General features: G+C 68.2%; 15 protein-coding genes. 6 read left to right on the top strand and 9 right to left on the bottom strand.

Annotated features, from left to right (window positions below; genetic code table 11):
• Nucleotides 1-125 precede the first annotated feature (125 nt).
• The gene (aqpZ, locus tag AB0O89_RS07715) at nt 126-911 is read left to right on the top strand and encodes an aquaporin Z (protein WP_363495896.1); all 786 of its coding nucleotides are present in this window, start codon (nt 126-128) and stop codon (nt 909-911) included.
• 76 nt (nt 912-987) lie between these two features.
• On the opposite strand, the gene katG is transcribed toward aqpZ, so the two are convergent.
• From katG to AB0O89_RS07700, 3 genes are all read right to left on the bottom strand, one after another.
• Nucleotides 988-3288 carry a catalase/peroxidase HPI gene (gene katG, locus AB0O89_RS07710; protein ID WP_363495893.1) on the bottom strand — a complete coding sequence of 767 codons (2301 nt, stop codon included), beginning with the start codon at nt 3286-3288 and terminating at the stop codon, nt 988-990.
• Complete coding sequence (locus AB0O89_RS07705; RefSeq protein ID WP_300590887.1) at nt 3285-3776, bottom strand: Fur family transcriptional regulator; 492 nt, start codon at nt 3774-3776, stop codon at nt 3285-3287. Before AB0O89_RS07705 ends, katG begins: the two co-directional genes overlap by 4 nt.
• 61 nt (nt 3777-3837) lie before the next feature.
• Nucleotides 3838-4836 (bottom strand): stage II sporulation protein M, encoded by a 999-nt coding sequence (locus AB0O89_RS07700; protein ID WP_363495890.1) that lies wholly within the window; start codon nt 4834-4836, stop codon nt 3838-3840.
• A gap of 16 nt (nt 4837-4852) precedes the next feature.
• On the opposite strand from AB0O89_RS07700, the gene AB0O89_RS07695 reads away from it, so the two are divergent.
• The gene (locus AB0O89_RS07695) at nt 4853-5701 is read left to right on the top strand and encodes an RDD family protein (RefSeq protein WP_363495887.1); all 849 of its coding nucleotides are present in this window, start codon (nt 4853-4855) and stop codon (nt 5699-5701) included.
• Here AB0O89_RS07695 and ahcY read toward each other — a convergent pair.
• Both ahcY and AB0O89_RS07685 read right to left on the bottom strand, forming a co-directional pair.
• A complete protein-coding gene (gene ahcY / locus AB0O89_RS07690; protein WP_363495884.1) occupies nt 5695-7155 on the bottom strand; it encodes an adenosylhomocysteinase in 1461 nt (486 codons plus the stop codon). The genes AB0O89_RS07695 and ahcY overlap by 7 nt on opposite strands.
• Nucleotides 7156-7200: 45 nt before the next feature.
• On the bottom strand, nt 7201-7407 hold the full coding sequence (locus AB0O89_RS07685) for a DUF3499 family protein (RefSeq protein ID WP_363495881.1): 207 nt from the start codon (nt 7405-7407) through the stop codon (nt 7201-7203).
• A 170-nt stretch (nt 7408-7577) separates the two neighbouring features.
• On the opposite strand from AB0O89_RS07685, the gene AB0O89_RS07680 reads away from it, so the two are divergent.
• On the top strand, nt 7578-8018 hold the full coding sequence (locus AB0O89_RS07680) for a metallopeptidase family protein (RefSeq protein ID WP_228177573.1): 441 nt from the start codon (nt 7578-7580) through the stop codon (nt 8016-8018).
• Nucleotides 8019-8025: 7 nt separating this feature from the next.
• Here the strand turns inward: AB0O89_RS07680 and AB0O89_RS07675 are convergent, their stop codons facing one another.
• The 4 genes from AB0O89_RS07675 to manA form a co-directional block, all read right to left on the bottom strand.
• Nucleotides 8026-9396, bottom strand: a complete 1371-nt coding sequence (locus AB0O89_RS07675) for a DUF5719 family protein (RefSeq protein WP_363495878.1) — start codon at nt 9394-9396, stop codon at nt 8026-8028.
• Nucleotides 9393-12389 (bottom strand): glycosyl transferase, encoded by a 2997-nt coding sequence (locus AB0O89_RS07670; protein WP_363495875.1) that lies wholly within the window; start codon nt 12387-12389, stop codon nt 9393-9395. The genes AB0O89_RS07675 and AB0O89_RS07670 overlap by 4 nt, the downstream gene beginning before the upstream one ends.
• Before the next feature lie 98 nt (nt 12390-12487).
• Complete coding sequence (locus AB0O89_RS07665) at nt 12488-12811, bottom strand: WhiB family transcriptional regulator (RefSeq protein ID WP_228177570.1); 324 nt, start codon at nt 12809-12811, stop codon at nt 12488-12490.
• Nucleotides 12812-12962: 151 nt separating this feature from the next.
• On the bottom strand, nt 12963-14120 hold the full coding sequence (gene manA / locus AB0O89_RS07660) for a mannose-6-phosphate isomerase, class I (RefSeq protein WP_363495871.1): 1158 nt from the start codon (nt 14118-14120) through the stop codon (nt 12963-12965).
• An 85-nt stretch (nt 14121-14205) separates the two neighbouring features.
• On the opposite strand from manA, the gene AB0O89_RS07655 reads away from it, so the two are divergent.
• The 3 genes from AB0O89_RS07655 to AB0O89_RS07645 all read left to right on the top strand — a co-directional run bounded on the left by AB0O89_RS07655 (nt 14206) and on the right by AB0O89_RS07645 (nt 18050).
• Nucleotides 14206-15597, top strand: a complete 1392-nt coding sequence (locus AB0O89_RS07655) for an O-antigen ligase family protein (protein WP_363495868.1) — start codon at nt 14206-14208, stop codon at nt 15595-15597.
• 97 nt (nt 15598-15694) lie between these two features.
• Nucleotides 15695-17089 (top strand): O-antigen ligase family protein, encoded by a 1395-nt coding sequence (locus tag AB0O89_RS07650; protein ID WP_363495865.1) that lies wholly within the window; start codon nt 15695-15697, stop codon nt 17087-17089.
• On the top strand, nt 17055-18050 hold the full coding sequence (locus AB0O89_RS07645) for a glycosyltransferase (RefSeq protein WP_363495862.1): 996 nt from the start codon (nt 17055-17057) through the stop codon (nt 18048-18050). The genes AB0O89_RS07650 and AB0O89_RS07645 overlap by 35 nt, the downstream gene beginning before the upstream one ends.
• The last annotated feature ends 16 nt before the right edge of the window (nt 18051-18066 follow it).

The raw sequence follows: 18066 nt of genomic DNA, 5'->3' as shown, positions 1-18066 counted from the left end.
CGCGTCGGGACCGACATCGAACCTGTGCAGGTGAAAAGCGGGGTGATTTCACCCCTCCGGGGCGAGTCGTTTGCCTGTGAGTCGCCTGAGAGCGCTACGTTTCGGCCGAATGAAAGGAGCCAGAGATGGCTGAGACCACTTCCGCCCCCGGCACAGCAACGAAGCTCATCGCCGAGGCCCTGGGCACGTTCCTGCTCGTGTTCGGTTCGATCGGCACCGCCCTGTTCGCCGCGAACTTCGGCGCGAGCGAGAACGGCACCTCGCTCGGCGTCGGTTTCCTCGGCGTCTCCCTCGCCTTCGGTCTGACCCTGATGGCCGGCATCTACACGTGGGGTCCAATCTCGGGCGGCCACTTCAACCCGGCGGTCACGTTCGGGCTCGCCGCTGCCGGACGGTTCGCCTGGAAAGACGTTCCCGGCTACCTCATCGCCCAGATCATCGGCGGCGCCGTCGGCACGACGCTGATCGTCCTCATCGGACTGTTCGGTCCTGACGGCTGGCTCAGCGCCGCTCAGGATGGCGGCTTCGCGAGCAACGGGTACGGCGCGGCATCCCCCGGCGGATTCGGCCTCGGTGCGGCCATCGTCGCCGAGGTCCTGCTCACCGCGATCTTCCTGCTCGTGATCCTCGGGGTGACGCATCCCCAGCGCAACGCCGAGAAGTTTGCGGGGCTTGTGATCGGCTTCACGCTCACGATGATCCACCTCGTCTCGATCCCCATCGACAACACCTCCGTCAACCCCGCCCGCTCGATCGCGACGGCCATCTACGGCGGCGGTGAGGCGCTCGCACAGTTGTGGGTGTTCATCGTGTTCCCGCTGGTCGGAGGCCTCCTCGCCGGATTCGCGCACCGCGCGCTGTTCGAGCGCAAGCCGCTCCCTCCCGTCCAGGCCGAGGCACGCGTCAGCTGACAACGCACCCGGCACAACAGAAGCGGCCCGTCTCCTCGGAGGCGGGCCGCTTCTGTGTGGATGCCGAGACTGAGGCTCAGACCAGGTCGAACCGATCGAGCTCGGTGACCTTGCCCCACGCCTTCACGAAATCACGCACGAACTGCTCATTCGCGTCGTCGCTCGCGTAGACCTCGGCGATCGCGCGCAGCTCGGAGTTGGAGCCGAACAGCAGGTCGACGCGGGTGCCGCGGCCGACGAGCTCACCCGAGCCGTCCTTCTTCCCTTCGAAGGCGTGCTGGCCGGGGTCCAGCGCCCGCCATGTGGTGCCCAGGTCGAGAAGGTTCACGAAGAAGTCGTTCGTGAGCACTCCCGGGCGCTGGGTCCACACGCCGTAGGCCGAACCGTCGTAGTTGCCGGCGATGACGCGCAGACCACCGACGAGCACGGTCATTTCGGGGGCGGTGAGGGTCAGGAGGTTGGCTTTGTCGATCAGCAGGTGCTCTTCGGGCAGCCCGGATGCCGCGGCCACGGGGCCGAGGTAGTTCCGGAACCCATCGGCCGCCGGCTCGAGGTACTGCATCGACTCGACATCCGTCTGCTCCTGCGACGCGTCGGTACGCCCGGGGTGGAACGTCACGACGGCCTCGACACCGGCATCCTTCGCGGCCTTCTCGACACCGGCGTTGCCCGCCAGCACGATGAGGTCGGCCAGTGACACTTTCTTGCCGCCGGGAGCCGATGCATCGAAGTCGGCCTTGATGCCCTCGAGCACGCCGAGCACCTTCGCGACCTGCGCGGGGTTGTTGACCTCGAAGTCCTTCTGCGGGGCAAGACGCAGACGAGCGCCGTTCACGCCGCCGCGCTTGTCGCTGCCGCGGAAGGTGGATGCCGCAGCCCACGTGGTCTGCACGAGCTCTGCCACAGTGAGGCCCGACTCCAGGATGCGCTGCTTGAGGAGCGCCGCATCGGCCTCATCGATGAGCGGGTGGTCGACAGCCGGCACCGGGTCCTGCCACACCAGGTCCTCGGCGGGGACCTCGGGGCCGAGGTAGCGAGCCTTGGGGCCCATGTCGCGGTGGGTCAGCTTGAACCAGGCGCGAGCGAAAGCGTCAGCGAACGCTTCCGGGTCTTCGAGGAACCGGCGCGAGATCTTCTCGTACTCGGGGTCGAACCGCAGCGCGAGGTCGCTCGTGAGCATCCGGGGCTCGCGACGCTTCGAGGGGTCGTGGGCAAGCGGAACCATGTCGGCCCCACCCCCGTTGACCGGACGCCACTGGTTGGCACCCGCGGGGCTCTGCATGAGCTCCCACTCGTAGCCGAACAGGATGTGGAAGAACTCGTTGTCCCAGCGGGTCGGGTGGTAGGTCCAGGTGACCTCGAGACCACTCGTGATCTGGTCGTCGCCCTTGCCCGAGCCGAAGTTGTTCTTCCAGCCAAGACCCTGCATCTCGGGGCCGGCGGCCTCGGGGTTGTTCTCGAGGTACGAGTCGGATGCCGCGCCGTGCGTCTTGCCGAAGGTGTGACCGCCGGCGATCAGGGCAACGGTCTCTTCGTCGTTCATCGCCATCCGCTTGAAGGTCTCGCGGATGTCGATGGCCGATGCCAGCGGGTCAGGGTTGCCGTTCGGGCCTTCGGGGTTGACGTAGATGAGGCCCATCTGCACGGCAGCGAGCGGCCGCTCGAGGTTGCGCTCACCCGTGTAGCGCTCGTCGCCGAGCCAGGTGGTCTCGGGGCCCCAGTAGACGTCGTCATCCGGCTCCCACGCATCGATACGTCCACCGGCGAACCCGAAGGTCTCGAAGCCCATGTTCTCGAGCGCGACGTTGCCGGCGAGGATCATGAGGTCGCCCCAGGACAGCGCGCGACCGTACTTCTTCTTTACCGGCCACAGGATGCGGCGGGCCTTGTCAAGGCCGACGTTGTCGGGCCAGCTGTTCAGCGGCGCGAACCGCTGCTGCCCCGTGCCACCGCCGCCGCGTCCATCCATGACGCGGTACGTTCCCGCGCTGTGCCAGGCCATGCGGATCATGAGCGGTCCGTAGTTGCCGAAGTCGGCGGGCCACCAGTCCTGCGAGACCGTGATGGTCTGTTCGATGTCCTTCTTCACGGCGTCAAGATCGAGGGCCTCGAACGCGGCCTTGTAGTCGAAGTCACCGCCGTAGGGGTTCGCCTCGACGGGGTTCTTCGCGAGGATCTTGAGGTTCAGCTTGTTCGGCCACCACACCTGGTTGGCCGAACCGTTCGTGGGGTGGGGCTGCGCGTGGATGACGGGGCAGGCGCCGTCGCCCGTAGCCTCGGCGACTTCTGCCTCGTCTGTGTCGGTGACGGTGACAGCCTGATCGATGTCATTGGGCTGTTCCCCCAAGGGGGTGACTGCCGGGTCGTTTTCGCTCATGATCGTCCTTCCGTGACGGTCGGGTTGTGGGTAGGTGATGAAGAGTCGGTCTCTGTCGCGGCGCACGCTTCGCACACGCCCCAGAATGTGATCTCGGCCTGGGCGAGTGCGAAGCCGTGGGTTTGCGACGGATGCAGACACGGTGCTTCGCCGGTGACGCAGTCGACGTCTTCGACCCGCCCGCACGAGGTGCACACCAGGTGGTGATGGTTGTCGTCGATGCGGACCTCGAACCGCATGGGCTGGCCGGCCGGCTGGATGCGGCGCACCAGTCCCGCCGCCTCGAAGTCGCTCAGCGCGTTATAGACGGATTGCAGGGTGGTCCCGGGGGCGCGGCGGTCGACATCCGCGAAGATCGCATCAGCGCTGGCGTGAGGGTGCTCTCGCAGAGCGTCGAGCACCGCGAGGCGCGCGCTCGTGACCCGGAGCCCCGCTGCGCGGATCACCGATTCGACCGGCTCTGGGCCGGCGATCCCCCGCGCATCCATCACACCTCGACGCTAGCGCATTTTTGATCAGTTCAAAAGGAGCGAGCGTCGAGGATGCCGCTCATCCGCCGCTCCACAGGCGCGGGGTGCCGGTGTGGAACTCCGTGAGGTCCCCCGTCTCACCGGCACGCACCGCTCGCCGCCCGACGACGAGCATGTAAACCAGGAACGCCGCGAGCGCAGCGGTTCCGATACCGATCTTGAGGGCCCAGGGCCACGCCTGGGCGGTCACGAAGCCCTCGATGACCCCCGCCACAGCGAGCGCGAAGACAAGTCCGATCGCCACCGTCGCCAGCGCCCGACCCTCCGAAGCGAGCGCCTCACCGCGCGTGCGCGGACCCGGCGCGACCCATGACCAGAAGAGGTGAAGGCCGGCCGCGACGGCGACGAAGACACACGTGAGCTCCAGTTGCCCGTGCGGAAGGATGAAGAGGAAAAACGTGTCGATGCGGTCGAAGGCTGCGAGCACGGCGGCTGCCGTCCCGACCGCGACGGCATTTTGTACCAGCACCATCACCGGCCAGATCCCGGTAATCCCGAACAGCACGCTCTGGGCTGCCATCCACGCGTTGTTCGTCCAGACCGTACCTGCGAAGACGGCCGCGGGATTCTCGCTGTAGTAGCCCTCGAACTCGACATCCGCGTAGTACTCGAGTTGCACCTGTGAGCCCAGCGACGCGACCAGCGCCGGATCACGGGAGATCCAGGTTGCTACCACCGTCGCGACCACCACGAACAGGCCAGCGACAGCGAGGGTGGTCCACCGCAGCCGGTAAAGCGCCGCCGGCAACTGCCAGAGGAAGAAGCGGGGGATCTGCCGAAGCGGATTCTCACCGCGGCCCGTCAGCCGGCGCCGGGCGCGCGCCAGGAGCAGCGAGACGTAGTCACCCTCGGCAGTGCGCCCCGCGGTCGTCTTGATGTCGGCGAGATCCGCCGACGCGGCCCGATACCGGGTGACCAGTTCATCGATCTCGGCACCCGAGAGCCGACGGGAGCGGCCGAGCTGGTCCAGCCGCGCCCACTCCGCGCGTCGCGCGTCAGTCAGGGCATCGAGATCCATTTGCTTTACTGTACCCATGGCCCCCGAGCACCCGATGACGGTCGAGATCCGTCAGGACGAAGTGCTCACCGGCGAAGCAGTCGCGCTCGACATCCAGCCCCTGAGCTTCTTTCAGCGAGCGCTCGGCTGCCTGATCGATGTGGTCGCATCCGTCGTGCTCCTGATCGTGCTGGCCGTCGTGGCGAACTGGCTGCTGGGCGGCGCGTTCCTGGATGCCGCCGCGGCGCCGATTCTCGGAATCACGACCGTGGTCGTCGTCCTGGTGCTCGTTCCGGCGCTCGTAGAGACACTCACGGGCGGCTCGAGCCTCGGACGGTGGGCGGTGGGCGGCCGCATCGTGCGCGTCGATGGCGGTGCGTCGGGATTCCGACACGCGTTCATCCGCGCCTTCATCGGGGTGTTGGAGATCTGGCTGACCGCGGGCGCGGTGGCGGCGATCGTCGGTGCGTTCACGCCACGGACGCAGCGCCTCGGCGACCTTGTCGCCGGCACATACTGCGAGCGCTCACGTGCCCCGAAACTTCGGCCACGCCCCGTCGAGGTGCCCCCGGCGTTGGCGAGTTGGGCGGCGGTCGCTGACGTCGGGCGCATGCCCGATCGGCTGGCACGCCGTGTCTCGCAGTTCGTTCACCAGGCCGTCTACCTCGACCCCGGCGCGCGGACGCGGGTCGCCGCAGCGCTGGCAACCGAGGTCGCTCCGTACGTGTCGCCTCTCCCGCCGGTCGATCCCGAGACGCTGCTGCGTGGTGTCGTCGCCCTGCGGCGAGCACGTGAGGGGCGGGCCCTGGCCCTACAGAACGAGCGCCTCGCCACTCTGACCGCCGGGGATGCCGACACCACGACGGTCCGGACGGTGCGTCAGTAGCGGTAGTGCTCCAGCTTGTACGGCCCCTCGACCGGAACGCCGATGTAGGCAGCCTGATCGCCGGAAAGCTGCGTCAGCTGGACTCCGAGGGCGGGAAGGTGCAGGCGCGCAACCTTCTCGTCGAGGGCCTTGGGGAGCGTTGCAACACCCAGTGGATAGTTGTCGCGCTTGGTCCACAGCTCGATCTGGGCGAGGACCTGATTGGTGAACGAGGCGCTCATGACAAACGAGGGATGACCCGTCGCGTTCCCGAGGTTCATGAGGCGTCCTTCGCTGAGGACCAGCACGCTCCGGCCGGTGGGAAGTCTCCACTCGTGGACCTGGGGCTTGATCTCGACGCGCTCGGTTCCGGCGAGGCTTTCCAGGCCCGCCATGTCGATCTCGTTGTCGAAGTGCCCGACGTTGGCGACGATCGCGAGGTGCTTCATCGCGAGCAGGTGATCGACGGTGACAACGTTGCGGTTGCCGGTTCCCGTGATGAGGATGTCGACCTGATCGATGACATCCTCGAGCCTGGCGACCTGGAAACCATCCATGGCCGCCTGCAACGCGCAGATCGGGTCGATTTCGCTCACGATGACGCGAGCTCCCTGGCCACGCAGCGCCTCAGCGGCCCCCTTGCCGACATCCCCGTACCCGGCGACGAAGGCAACTTTCCCGCCGATGAGAGCATCGGTGGCACGGTTGAGACCGTCGGGCAGGGAGTGGCGGATGCCGTACTTGTTGTCGAACTTTGACTTGGTGACCGAGTCGTTCACGTTGATCGCACGGAACAGCAGCTCGCCATCACGTGCCAGCTCATAGAGCCGGTGCACGCCGGTGGTGGTCTCTTCGGTCACACCGACGAGCTCCCGACTCATGCGCGTGAAGCGCTCAGGGTCGCTGGCAAGGGAGCGACGCAGCGCGTCGAGAACCACCCGGTACTCCGCGGAATCGCCGGGAGCGGCATCCGGCACTGCCCCCGCCTTCTCGAAAGCGACGCCCTTGTGGACGAGGAGGGTCGCGTCACCGCCGTCGTCGAGGATGAGGTTCGGACCGTCGAATCCCTCCGCTGACCAGTCGAAGATGCGGTCTGTGCAGTCCCAGTACTCGGCGAGGGTCTCGCCCTTCCAGGCGAACACCGGAACACCCTGGGGCCGGTCGACGGTGCCGGTCGGACCCACCACAACGGCAGCTGCAGCCTCGTTCTGGGTCGAGAAGATGTTGCAGCTGGCCCACCGCACCCGGGCTCCAAGAGCCACGAGCGTCTCGATGAGCACAGCCGTTTGCACTGTCATGTGCAGGGATCCCGCGATCCGCGCACCGCGTAGCGGCTGCTGCGGACCGAACTCCTCGCGCAGAGCCATCAGGCCCGGCATCTCGTTCTCGGCGAGGCGGATCTGGTGGCGCCCGGCATCGGCGAGCGCGAGGTCGGCGATGGCGTAATCGAGCGCGGCGATCGTGGAAGTCGACATGAGCGCTATTCTCCCACGCCGTCGGCTCCCGAGACTGCGCCGCTGTCAGGCCCGCAGGGTCTCGTGGCGCACAACCACCCAGCCTCGCGGCATCGCGAGCCGCTCGGTGTGGATGCTGCACAGATCGTGCGCGTGGATCACGCCCTCGGGACCCAGCGGGCCGAGCACAGCCATCTGGTCACCGTAGTCGTAGGTGAGCGTGGCGACGGCTTCCCGCGCGCACGCGATCTTGGAGCACAACCGTTCACGCATCACCGTCACGGTACCCGCACGCACGCAGCGTCATCCGTCGCCACGCGGGTCCCGCCAACCACCGCCGCCGTTCGAGTGTCACGCGTTGCGGGTCGCAGGCGGCGCAAACCGTGCATCCGTGACACCGGGACGGTGAGATCCGGCGGGGCCAGCCGATCTAGGATGGGCGCATGGCCTGGCGACGCTCCCGCTCAGCCCCGGCGAGATCCCGGCGCCCCGCACGTCACGGACGCCACGGGCGCGTCGGACGCAGCCCGGTCGTTCGTCCACCGCTCCCGCCCCTGGATACCCGCATCGACCGGTTCGACCTCACCGTCGGCACCGCGGCGGAGTTCCTGCGCTCGGCGTGGGAGGAGCTTCGCGACGTCAGCTTCGAGATCGGCGACATGCCCCCCGCAACGGATGCCGACGGCATCCCGCGGTGGGCGGTACTCACCGACCAAAAGCGCATCATCCTGTACCGAGTGCCGCTGGAGCGCCTGTCGCACCTGCACCGCAACGACGATCTGCATCGCCGGATGATGATCGAGGGGGCAGTGTTCCGAGCTGCGGCGCAGTACCTCGGCAAAGATCCGTGGGATCTGGGACCCGACCGCTTCCGCTACTTCTGAGGATCGCTCAGGGGTAGACGACGATCGGCTCCTGGCCTGCGGTCGAGGGGAACACCGGGAAGGCGCCCAGAGCACCAGCACCGACGTAGCCGACGCTCGCGCGCACGGGACCCCCGGTGAGCTCGTAGGCTGTCGAAGCCCGCAGGGGCACCTGGACGCTTGCTCCCGCGGGCACGGCCACCGAAACAGGATCTGACCCCGGTTCCGAAAGCTCGACTGTCACATCCGCCGCGCTCGGGTTGGCGATGGTGAGGACCGGACCGGGCCCGCTCGGCACAGCGATCACAGCTGAAGACTCGATCTGCGGGGACGCCTGATACCACGCGAAGTCGGATCCCGCACCGAAGCCGGTCGTCTGCCACACCGCCGCCGCGACGGGTGTCGAGGCCACGACGTCCACCGCGTAGGAACCGACCGGCAGGCTCGGCATCTCGACGGCCGCCGGGATTCCCGCCCGGAGCTGAACGGTCACCGGATCGATAGCCGGCACTGCAGCACCGACAGCTCGCACCGAGATCGTCGCCTCGGTGTCCGCATCCGGCGAGAGCACCCGCACCATGGTTCCGGAAAGCCCCGTCCCGGTACCGAGAGCGCCCTCGGTGACCGTGACCCCGACGATCGTCTGGCTGGTGGCGAGCTCGCTGAGCGCCCCGGACTGGTCCACCCCGCCGGGTTCGAGCACCCGGGTGATGCTCGACTGCAGGGATGCCGCGACCGGGGCACCGGATGCTTGCACATGCACGACGGGGCTCTCCTCGCCGAGGGCGATGCCCGCGAGCGGGATGACGCGCTGCGCGCCAGGACGCACGACGAGGCCCCCGCCACCGGGAGGAACCTCGGCTCCGGACGCTCCGTAGACGGTGAGTGTGACAGTCGCTGCCACCTCTCCCGGGTTTGAGAGCACGATAAGGTCGGCGGCGCCTGTCGTGCCGGCTCCGGCCACGAGCCACGAGTCCAGCAGCGGCAGGCGGCACGACGCCGCGCTGTATCCCGCAAGGTCGGGGTCACCGACAGTCGCGGAACCCGCCGCGGCAAAAGGCTCCGACCCCGGCGACGATCGAAGCACGAGGGGAGCTGCGCCCGCGGCATCCGAGTCCAACTCGCCGCGATCGATCGCGCTCTCCCCTGCCGTTGCCACAGCCTGCGGCGCTGCCACGGTAATCGAGTTCACGGCTGTCGAGTCTCGCGCTGACACGAGCAGGTCGCCGGCACAGACAAGGGTCTGACCAGCCGACGGCGGCGAAACAGCCACTGACGCAGGTTCCGGCGCTATCGCGGGAACCTCGATCAGCGGCACCAGCACTATCGCCGCAATGGCGCCCGCTCCCGCGAGCCCACCGAAGACAGGCCTGAGCCAGCGTGAGGCCGATCCGGTCATGTCGCCTCCTCGCCCGTCGGCTCGCTGGGCAGGGCCTGGGCCTCGTGTGCGCCGTCCTCGAGGCGGCGAGCCCGTCCGGCATCCATCGCCCGCTCGGCGGGCGTGAGACCCACGATGCGCGGATGCTGCCGCGCACGGGCCCGGCTCCGCCCCGTCGGCGCCGCCAGCAAGAGGGCGATCACGATGACAGCGATCTGAAGGATCTGAAGCGCGATTCCGCCGGCTGAACCCTGGGCGCCAGGCCGTGCAGCGATGTCGGAGGTGACACGCCACAGATCGCCACGCTCGGTTGCTCCGACGGGATCGAGGTCATCGCGCTGATCGAGTGCGGTGGCGGACTCGCGCCGGAGCACGTCAGCCGCCGGGGCGTCGGCGCCGGGAGCGAGCAGGACGAACGCGATCCCCTGCTCGCCCAGCGCTGCAACGGCGTCGGGCGAGGTCGAGCTCACGAGGGCCGCGGCCGTGGCAGCAAGCTGGGATGAGGCGTCGTCCATAGCAGTCCGGGTCTCGAGGACGGTGCTGTGGGCACCCAGGGTCTCGCTGCCGCCCCAGACGACGCGTGCGGCGAGACTGCCGTCGGATTCGGGGGTCAGCACCATCGTTCCTCGCGCGGTGGCGCCACCGCTATCGGCTTCCACGTACGCCGGCAGCGTGCTGGTCGGACCGTTGGTGAGGGCTGTCGCACCTCGCGCCGACGCCGTGAGCGCAGGTGCTGCCAGGATCACGAGAGTCGCCATGCAGACAACCGCGACGGATGCCGATACCGCTCCGGCGCGCCGACGGAACCGAGCCATTTCGGCCCGACCGAGCTGATCGAGTGTCAGGATGGCGCCGCCGACGACGCCCCACCACGCGAGACTCAGCCCCGCTCCCGGCCACAGCGTGAGAGCGTTCGCGCCGTCGAAGCGCACCGCGACGGCCGTGGCGGCCACAGCCGTGGCAACGCCGAGCACGATCAGTGCGAGGTGCGCCAGCCCGACCTGCCATCTCGGCATTGCAGCAGCGGATGCCGCCAGCAGCGCGATAGGCACCAGTAGTACTGCCGGAACCCACAGCGGCAGGGTGGAGAAGAGCTCTGCCCATCCGGCGCCGCTCGAGGCCGGGAACCCGAGAGACACCCAGAGTCGAGTGCCCGCATTCGACGTCTGCGCGAGGGCGTCGATCGGGGCGCCGGGGTCTGCGAGAAGCGCCCACGGGTTTCCCGCATGAAGCTGCGCGCATGCCACGGGCGCGAAGACCACGATCGTCGGAACGGCGACCCAGAGCATCCGTGCGACGCCAGCCCCTGAACGACGCACGGCGGCGGCAACGGTCCCCGCGATCAGAACGAGGGCCAGCGCGGGAGCGAGCGAGGGAGCCGCGGCGATGACCGCTGCGGCAAGCAGTGAGGCAGCTGCTGCCGGGACCCAGGAGCGGTGCGCGACGGCACCGGCGAAGACCAGCCACGGCAGCAGAAGGTGCACGATCACACCGGTCGGGATGCCCTGGTTCAGAGCAACCAGGAAGGTTGGCGCAAGCGCCCACGCCACACCTGCGGTGATGCGCAGCACCGGGCGGTCGGTGATCCGCGTCGCCGCGAACCACCCGCCGAGGGCAGCCAGCGGCAGAGCCGCCAGCCACAGGAGGACGAGAGCGCGACTGGGCGCGAAAGGCCAGAGCGAACCGATGACCGCAACGACCGCCGAGAACGGGTCGGCCGGGCCCGACACGTTCCACGCCGTGGGTCGGAGTCCGTAGGCCGCGTCAGCCCAGAGCCCTGCGACGGTGTCTCGGAGCGGCTGCAGAGCACCGCCGCCGAGCGCCGGCCACGCCAGTAGGGCGGGGAAGGCAGCGAGTGAGACAGCTGCCATCGCGAGGACGAGCCAGGCTCCTCCACCGCCGAAGAAGTGAAGCTCACCACGCGGGAGCGCGTCAGGCTCGGGCTCGGCCGGCTCTGCCGCACGCTCACGGGCGAGCGCGGTCGAGACGCGAAGAGGGGCGATCCGCGACCACGGCACGCTGCGGTGACGGCGCAGGCGGCGTCTGCCGCGCGCGATCGCGGCAAGGCGCACCATAGCCAGAATCGTGGCCGCCCACTCCCCCGCGATTCGGCCCGGGTCCTTCATCACCAACTGCGCGATCGTGCGGCCGAGGGCAAGGAACGGCAGCGACAGCCAGATTGGAACAAGCAGCAGCGGATGCGCAGAGGTCAGGCGCCGGTGCAACTGGGCCGCACGCCGCCGCGCGATGATCATGCGGCGACGGCTACCGGTCTCGGCGAACGGAAGCCCGGCAACCCCATCACCCGAAACGCCGACGCGCGTGGTGGAGACCAGAGCAACGCGTCCTCCCATGAGGCGTGCCGCCACGGCGAGGTCAAGGCCTTCGTCCGCGTCGCGCAGGGCCGGGTCGATCCCGCGCAACGCCCGGAAGACGGACCCGCGCACGAGCACGGCACGGATGTCGGAGCCCAACACATCGGTGATGCCGTCGCGCTGGCCCTGGTCAAGATCTCCCGCAGCAAGCTCCACCGACGCGCCGGCGCGCGTCATGCTGACCCCGAGCGACACGATCCGCTCAGGTCTGTCATGGCGGACGAGCTTTGGCGCCACGAACGCGAGCGTGGGTGAGAGCTCAAGCTGTCCGGCGAGACGGGCCAGCGCCTCGGGTTCGGGAGCGGTGTCTTGCGCGAGCAGCCACAGCAGGTCGGCATCCATACCCGTGCCGCTTCGCGGGTCCGGCTCGAGGGCGGCGCTGGCCACCGCGGCCGCGAACCGCGTCCGCCGCCCGAGACGGATGACGCGCACGCCGCGCCCATTGGCGGTGGGATCGGGAAGGCTTCCGGGTTCGAGCGCGTCTTCGACAGCCGGGTCGGTTCCGCACACCACCAGGGTCACGGCATCCGGACGGCGAGAGCCCGCCCCCAGGGACGCGAACGTGCGACGAAGGTGGTACGCCGCGGACGTGCGACCGTCGGGACGCACGACGACGATCGCGTGAACAGTACCGGGCATGACGCCGTCAGCCTATGGTTGCGTCCGCCGGCCCAGGCGCCTTGGGCCCGGCGTTTCCGGCTGAGAGCCGCCGTGGGCGAGAAGGCCGCCCCCTCCGGTCAGCTTGCCCGGCGCTTGAGCTTCCGACGCTCGCGCTCGCTGAGGCCGCCCCAGATCCCGAATCGCTCATCGTTCTGGAGCGCGTACTCCAGGCACTCGCCGCGGACATCGCAGGAGCTGCAGATGCGCTTGGCGTCTCTCGTGGAGCCGCCTTTCTCGGGGAAGAACGCCTCGGGGTCGGTCTGCGCGCACAGCGCGTCGGTCTGCCAGGCGAGCGCGTTCTCGTCTTCGGGGTCGACACGACGTACACCGGGCACACCGAGATGCACCGGGTCGACGAACCAGTTGTCCGGCACACCCGACCGATACTGCGAAGCCGACATGTCGTTCTCCCCACCTCAAGAACTCCCCCACGCGGTCAGCGTGTTGCAGTAATTACACCGGTGTAGTTCGCTGCGGTCAAGTCGCAGATCGTAAACCCTCAATCGCCGCCTTAACCTTCTTGGCGGAATTCGCGGCGTGTCGCGGGTGGAACTACTGTCCTGGTTCGGCGACGAACACCTCGCCAGTGCCCGAGATCGAGACCGATCTCTCGTCCGGGGTGATGAGAACCGCCACTCCGGGGCGGAGTGTGAGGCGGTCTTGGGTATCCGCACCCGTGATCTCGACCTCACCGGAGGTCGCGACGGCGATCGCGATGCCGCTCATGCGAACCTCGGCAGGCGCGCCGGAATCCGACGTCACCTGTGTCAGAACGAAATCGGGAACGTCGCCCGTGAAGATGCGCGCAGGACCCACTGCAGGATCGAGCACCGGCGCTGGTCCCGGTCGCGGATCGAGGATTGCGGTGAGTTCAGCGACGTCGATGTGCTTCGGCGTCAGTCCCCCACGCAGCACGTTGTCACTGGCCGCCATGATCTCGACGCCGAGACCTTCGATGTACGCGTGCAGGACACCCGCTGGGACAAACACGCCCTCACCTCGACGCAGGATGACAAGGTTCAGCAGCATGGCGACGACGATGCCGGGATCGCCCGGATAGTGGCTCTGCAGATGCCGCACGAGCTCCAGCTCATCCCTGAACTCGTCGGATGCCGCATCCGATGCCGCCACGATGATCTCACTCACCTGCGCACCTGCTGCCGGCGAGAGAATCCAGATCAGTGCCGCCGCGAGCGCGTCTGCGTCATCCGGGTGGGAGTCGAGAACCGCGCGCAGCGGTGCTGTCGCCTCCCCGACGGCGTCGAGGAGCCGCCGGGTGGCGTCGAGTTCGCGCAGCCCCGCCAGGGCGAGGAACCTGTCGCTGAGGGCCACGATGATCTCGGGCTTGTGGTTCGCGTCTCGATAGGTCCGCGTCGCAGCGTCGCGCGGGGTCCCTGCGGCTTCCTCTCGCGCGAACCCTTCCTCCGCCTGCGCTTTCGACGGGTGGGCCTGAATCGACAGCGGCGAACCAGCGGCGAGGATCTTCAGCAGGTACGGCAGTCGCTCCGGAGTGCCCTCAGGCGCGTCGCCGGAGGCCAGCCACTCACCGAGCGTCCGCCCGTCCGGGACGCGGGCCGGGTGGCCGGGATGGTCCCCGAACCACACTTCGGCCTCGGGCGCGCCGGTCGGGGTGCGTCCCTCCAGCTCGGCGATCAGAGTCGTGGAGCCCCAGGCGTAGTCGCGGGGCGTGTTCATAAGCGGAACCAGCACGCGACCAGCGTACCGACGCCAGCGTCAGCATCCTGGCCAGTGGCCCCCGCATCGGGCAGACGCTGAGCGCTACCCTGAGAGCACCATGGCCAGCTTCAGCCGTCATCCAGCTTCGGCGCCGCCGGTCGCTCCAGAGCGGGAGCGCACCCGGCATCTTCTGCTGCGCGGTTGGATGGTCTTCAGCCTCTTCTTTGCCTTCACAGCTCCGGGCTGGGTGCTCGGATTCGGCGTGCCTGTCACGGCGATCGTCGGCGGTGTGATCGTCGCCGGATCAGCGGTCATGGTCGCGGTAATCCGCCCACCGTTCCAATGGCGACGGCTCCCCTGGATTGCGGGAACGTTCATCCTGTGGGCCGGGCTGTCCATCGCGTGGTCGGGCTGGCGCGAGACATCCGCAATCACATGGCTGCTGCTGGTCGCCACGACCTTCCAGGCGATCGCCATCGCGAGCGTGCTGACGTGGCGCGAGATCGTCCGCGCGATCGGGGCGGCCCTCGGATGGGTCATTGGGCTGTCCCTTGCTGCCGAGATCCTGGTGGCATGGGTCGTCGGCGGCCCGCTCTACGCGGGGTTCGAGACGGATGCCTCAGCAGGCGCCCCCGAGTGGATCAGCGGCGGTGTCTTCGCCGGCGCGCGCGTTGAAGGTGTCATCGGGAACCCGAACCTGCTCGGCATGATCGCTCTGCTCTCGGTCATCGTGTTCGCGATCGAGTTCGCCGCACGCGAGTCGCGCCGGATCATGCTCGGCGTGTGGATCGGGCTGTCTGCCCTGACGCTCGTGCTCGCGGCATCCGTGACCGCCTGGTTCACCACTGCCGGGGTCGCGCTCGTGTTCGCTACCGTGCTGCTGATGCGGACCGCGCGCAGGCCCGGCGAGCGCACGCGCTACTACGTCGGCTACGCCCTGATCGGTGCGGCCGGGGCGGTCGCGCTCTGGTTCTGGCGGGTCCCCGTCTTCACCGCGCTTGACCGCACGGCTGACCTCCTTGATCGCGAGGCGATCTGGACCGCCGTCCTCGAGCGCGCAGGCGACCACCTCGCGATCGGTGGCGGCTTCGCCACGCCCTGGCTGCCGTGGGATCCCGCGTTCCAGGACTGGATCGTGCTCGACGGCAGGCAGGTCACGCAGGCGCACAGCGTGTGGGTCGACATCCTGTTCCAACTCGGCGTCGTCGGCGTCTTCCTGCTCGGTTTCGCCTACCTGGCGTTCGTGTGGCGCTCGTGGTTCTTCGCCGTGGATCGGCCACGCTGGGATCTGCGGGCCGACCGGCCCTACTCGGCGCTGACACTGCTGCCGACGCTCACCGCAGCGGTACTCCTCGTCCAGGGTCTTGCCGAAACGGCGCCCCTCATGGGCTGGGGATGGATGCTGATGATCCTGCTCGGGTCCAAGATCAAGCAGTCCCCGCACATCGGCGAAGGACCCGCGGAACAGCGTTTGGCTATCGAGCTAGGGGAACTGTTGCGCGCCCGCTGACTCGCTGATTCCGACTGTTCCGGTCGCGTCGGATTCGGTGGGAAGGCTCGGGAGTCCGTGACCGATCTGTGATGTCGGCCAGCTAGCGTGGCCATTGATGACGGCTTTCGGAGCCTCTACGGCCACCCTTCCTGTCGTCGCCCCTTCCACGACGATCCCCCTGCGTCTCGCGCCACACTTGTGGGCCGGCGTGGTCTTGTTCATCGCCTTCACGGCACCCGGATGGGCGGCGGCGTTCGGCGCACCCGCCGCCGCTGGCGCGGGCGTCATCGCGTGCGCGGGAGTCGCGGTCGTCGCCGCGCGCGTCATCCGTGCCCCGCGGTGGCGGGCACTCCCCTGGACCGCGCTTACGTTCGCAGGATGGGCCGGTGCCAGCCTCGCGTGGTCGCGGTGGCCGGAAACGAGTGCCCTGACCTGGACCCTGCTGGCAGCGACCACGCTGGTCGCCATCGCCCTCGCTGCGATGCTGACCTGGCGCCAGCTAGTATCGGCCTTGGCCTGGGCACTGGCCGCTGTTATGGCACTGTCGGTGGTCTTCGAAGCGTGGGCAGCGCTCGTCGTGGGCGGCCCGGTCGGGATCGAGTTCGCTGCGGCGGACGCCGACACCGCGCGCAGCGATATCTGGACGAGCGGCCAGCTCTTCACTGGCGGACGCCTTGACGGCATTGTCGGCAACGCCAACCTGCTCGCGATGCTGGCCCTGCTCGCAGTCGTCGTCCTCAGCATCCGTCTGGCCATCGAGGAACGACGCCGGGGCCTGTTCGGGGTCACGCTGGCCGTCTCGGCGTACCTGCTCGTTCGCACCGAATCAGCCACGGCGTTCATCGCGACGATCGCGCTCACGGTGGCGCTTCTCATTCTTCTCGCGGCGCGCATGGCACGAACGACACGGGGTCGCGTGCGGGTGTATCTCGCTGCCGCCGCCGTGATCGCGATGACCGCGAGCCTCGCTTGGCTGATGCGGCGCGGCATCCTGTCGTTCCTCGGTCGTGACGGAGACCTGACCGACCGCACCGAGATCTGGGATCTCGTGTTCTCCCGCGGCGCCGCCCAGCCGGTCGTCGGCAATGGCTTCGCGACACCGTGGATCCCGTGGGACCCTGCCTTCGCTGACTGGATCGTCATGCCCCGAGGCCTGCACATCATCCAGGCGCACAGCGTGTGGGTCGACGTGTGGTTCCAGCTCGGCGTGGTCGGTGTCGGACTGCTTGCCGGCATGTATGCCCTCTTCGTGTGGCGCACGTGGGTCTTCGCGGTTCGCCAACACCGCTGGCAGCGTCGGGACGACCGGGTCACCGCCACGGTCTCGCTCCTCCCTGTCGCGGTCGGGGTCATCGTCGTCATCCAGGGCGTCACCGAATCCAGCCCGCTACTCCTGTGGGGGTGGATGCTGACAGTCCTGTTCCTAGCGAAGCTGCAGCCTCCTAACAGGGCGTCGCAGATAGGATCGTCGAGACATGCGCGCCGCGAACCAGAACCCGACTTCGTCTGACTCGAGCTTCGACCCATCCACGGCGACGATCGTGGCGGTTACGTTCAATCGGTCGGGGCTGTTGTCGCGACTGCTCACGAGCATCGGTGAGATGGATCCGAAGCCCGGACATGTCGTCGTCATCGACAACGCCTCCTCGGATGACACGACCGAGGTCGTTGAGTCGTTCCGTGGACGGATCGGCACCGAACTCGTTTACCGCCGCCTCGAGACGAATACCGGCGGGTCCGGCGGGTTCAGCGCGGGAATGCAGACCGCATACGAGCTCGGATCCGAGTGGATCTGGCTCATGGACGACGACGTCGAGGTCATCCCCGACGGTCTCGCCAGAATGGGCCGGTGGTCGAGGCGCTTTCTCTCAATCCAGGGACGCCGCTACGACTTCGACGGCAGCGAGTTCTACTGGCAGTACCGGATCGCCGAACGCATGGGCATCCCGATCCCCTTCGCTCCCGCCGAGTTCGACGAGTCGGGATTCAAGGAAATGAACTCCGGATGCTTCGAGGGAATGTTCATCCACCGCGATATCGTGCAACAGATCGGCCTGCCGGACCCGCGCTTCTTCATCTATTGGGACGATCAGGTCTACGGGTGGCTCGCATCGCGAATCACGACCTCCGTGATCGTCAACGAGTTCGTCCTACGCCGTACCCGAGAAATCAAGCAGTGGGACATGGGCGTGCGGCACATGAACGCCTCAAGCGACGCGTACCGCTACTACATCATGCGTAACCGTGCCCTGATCAAGCAGTACTACCGCTCTGTCGGCTTCTACCGACCCATTCCGTTTGCGCTGGGAACCGCACTCACCTTCATCAAGGAACTCATCCGCCTCGCCGTGGTGGAGCGCGCTGCCCATGGCACGAGCCACCTATTCCGCGGGCTCCGCGATGGCCGCGCCATCGCACGGGACCGAAGCTGGATGCCTATGCCACCGCTCGTCCACCACATATCGTCCTGAGACCTCGTCGATCGGT

This window comes from Microbacterium sp. NPDC076895, assembly GCF_040687115.1.
Classification (GTDB): domain Bacteria; phylum Actinomycetota; class Actinomycetes; order Actinomycetales; family Microbacteriaceae; genus Microbacterium.
The sequence above is the reverse complement of the archived record's forward strand: the minus strand, read 5'-3'. Positions and strand labels throughout refer to the sequence as shown.

Coding starts and splice junctions, on each gene's coding strand:
- AB0O89_RS07675 (WP_363495878.1), bottom strand. CDS start 9,396: ATGACCGGATCGGCCTCACGCTGGCTCAGGCCTGTCTTCGGTGGGCTC.
- AB0O89_RS07685 (WP_363495881.1), bottom strand. CDS start 7,407: ATGCGTGAACGGTTGTGCTCCAAGATCGCGTGCGCGCGGGAAGCCGTC.
- AB0O89_RS07655 (WP_363495868.1), top strand. CDS start 14,206: ATGGCCAGCTTCAGCCGTCATCCAGCTTCGGCGCCGCCGGTCGCTCCA.
- ahcY (WP_363495884.1), bottom strand. CDS start 7,155: ATGTCGACTTCCACGATCGCCGCGCTCGATTACGCCATCGCCGACCTC.
- AB0O89_RS07665 (WP_228177570.1), bottom strand. CDS start 12,811: ATGTCGGCTTCGCAGTATCGGTCGGGTGTGCCGGACAACTGGTTCGTC.
- AB0O89_RS07705 (WP_300590887.1), bottom strand. CDS start 3,776: ATGGATGCGCGGGGGATCGCCGGCCCAGAGCCGGTCGAATCGGTGATC.
- aqpZ (WP_363495896.1), top strand. CDS start 126: ATGGCTGAGACCACTTCCGCCCCCGGCACAGCAACGAAGCTCATCGCC.
- AB0O89_RS07700 (WP_363495890.1), bottom strand. CDS start 4,836: ATGGATCTCGATGCCCTGACTGACGCGCGACGCGCGGAGTGGGCGCGG.
- AB0O89_RS07670 (WP_363495875.1), bottom strand. CDS start 12,389: ATGCCCGGTACTGTTCACGCGATCGTCGTCGTGCGTCCCGACGGTCGC.
- AB0O89_RS07650 (WP_363495865.1), top strand. CDS start 15,695: ATGACGGCTTTCGGAGCCTCTACGGCCACCCTTCCTGTCGTCGCCCCT.
- AB0O89_RS07695 (WP_363495887.1), top strand. CDS start 4,853: ATGGCCCCCGAGCACCCGATGACGGTCGAGATCCGTCAGGACGAAGTG.
- katG (WP_363495893.1), bottom strand. CDS start 3,288: ATGAGCGAAAACGACCCGGCAGTCACCCCCTTGGGGGAACAGCCCAAT.
- AB0O89_RS07680 (WP_228177573.1), top strand. CDS start 7,578: ATGGCCTGGCGACGCTCCCGCTCAGCCCCGGCGAGATCCCGGCGCCCC.
- AB0O89_RS07645 (WP_363495862.1), top strand. CDS start 17,055: ATGCGCGCCGCGAACCAGAACCCGACTTCGTCTGACTCGAGCTTCGAC.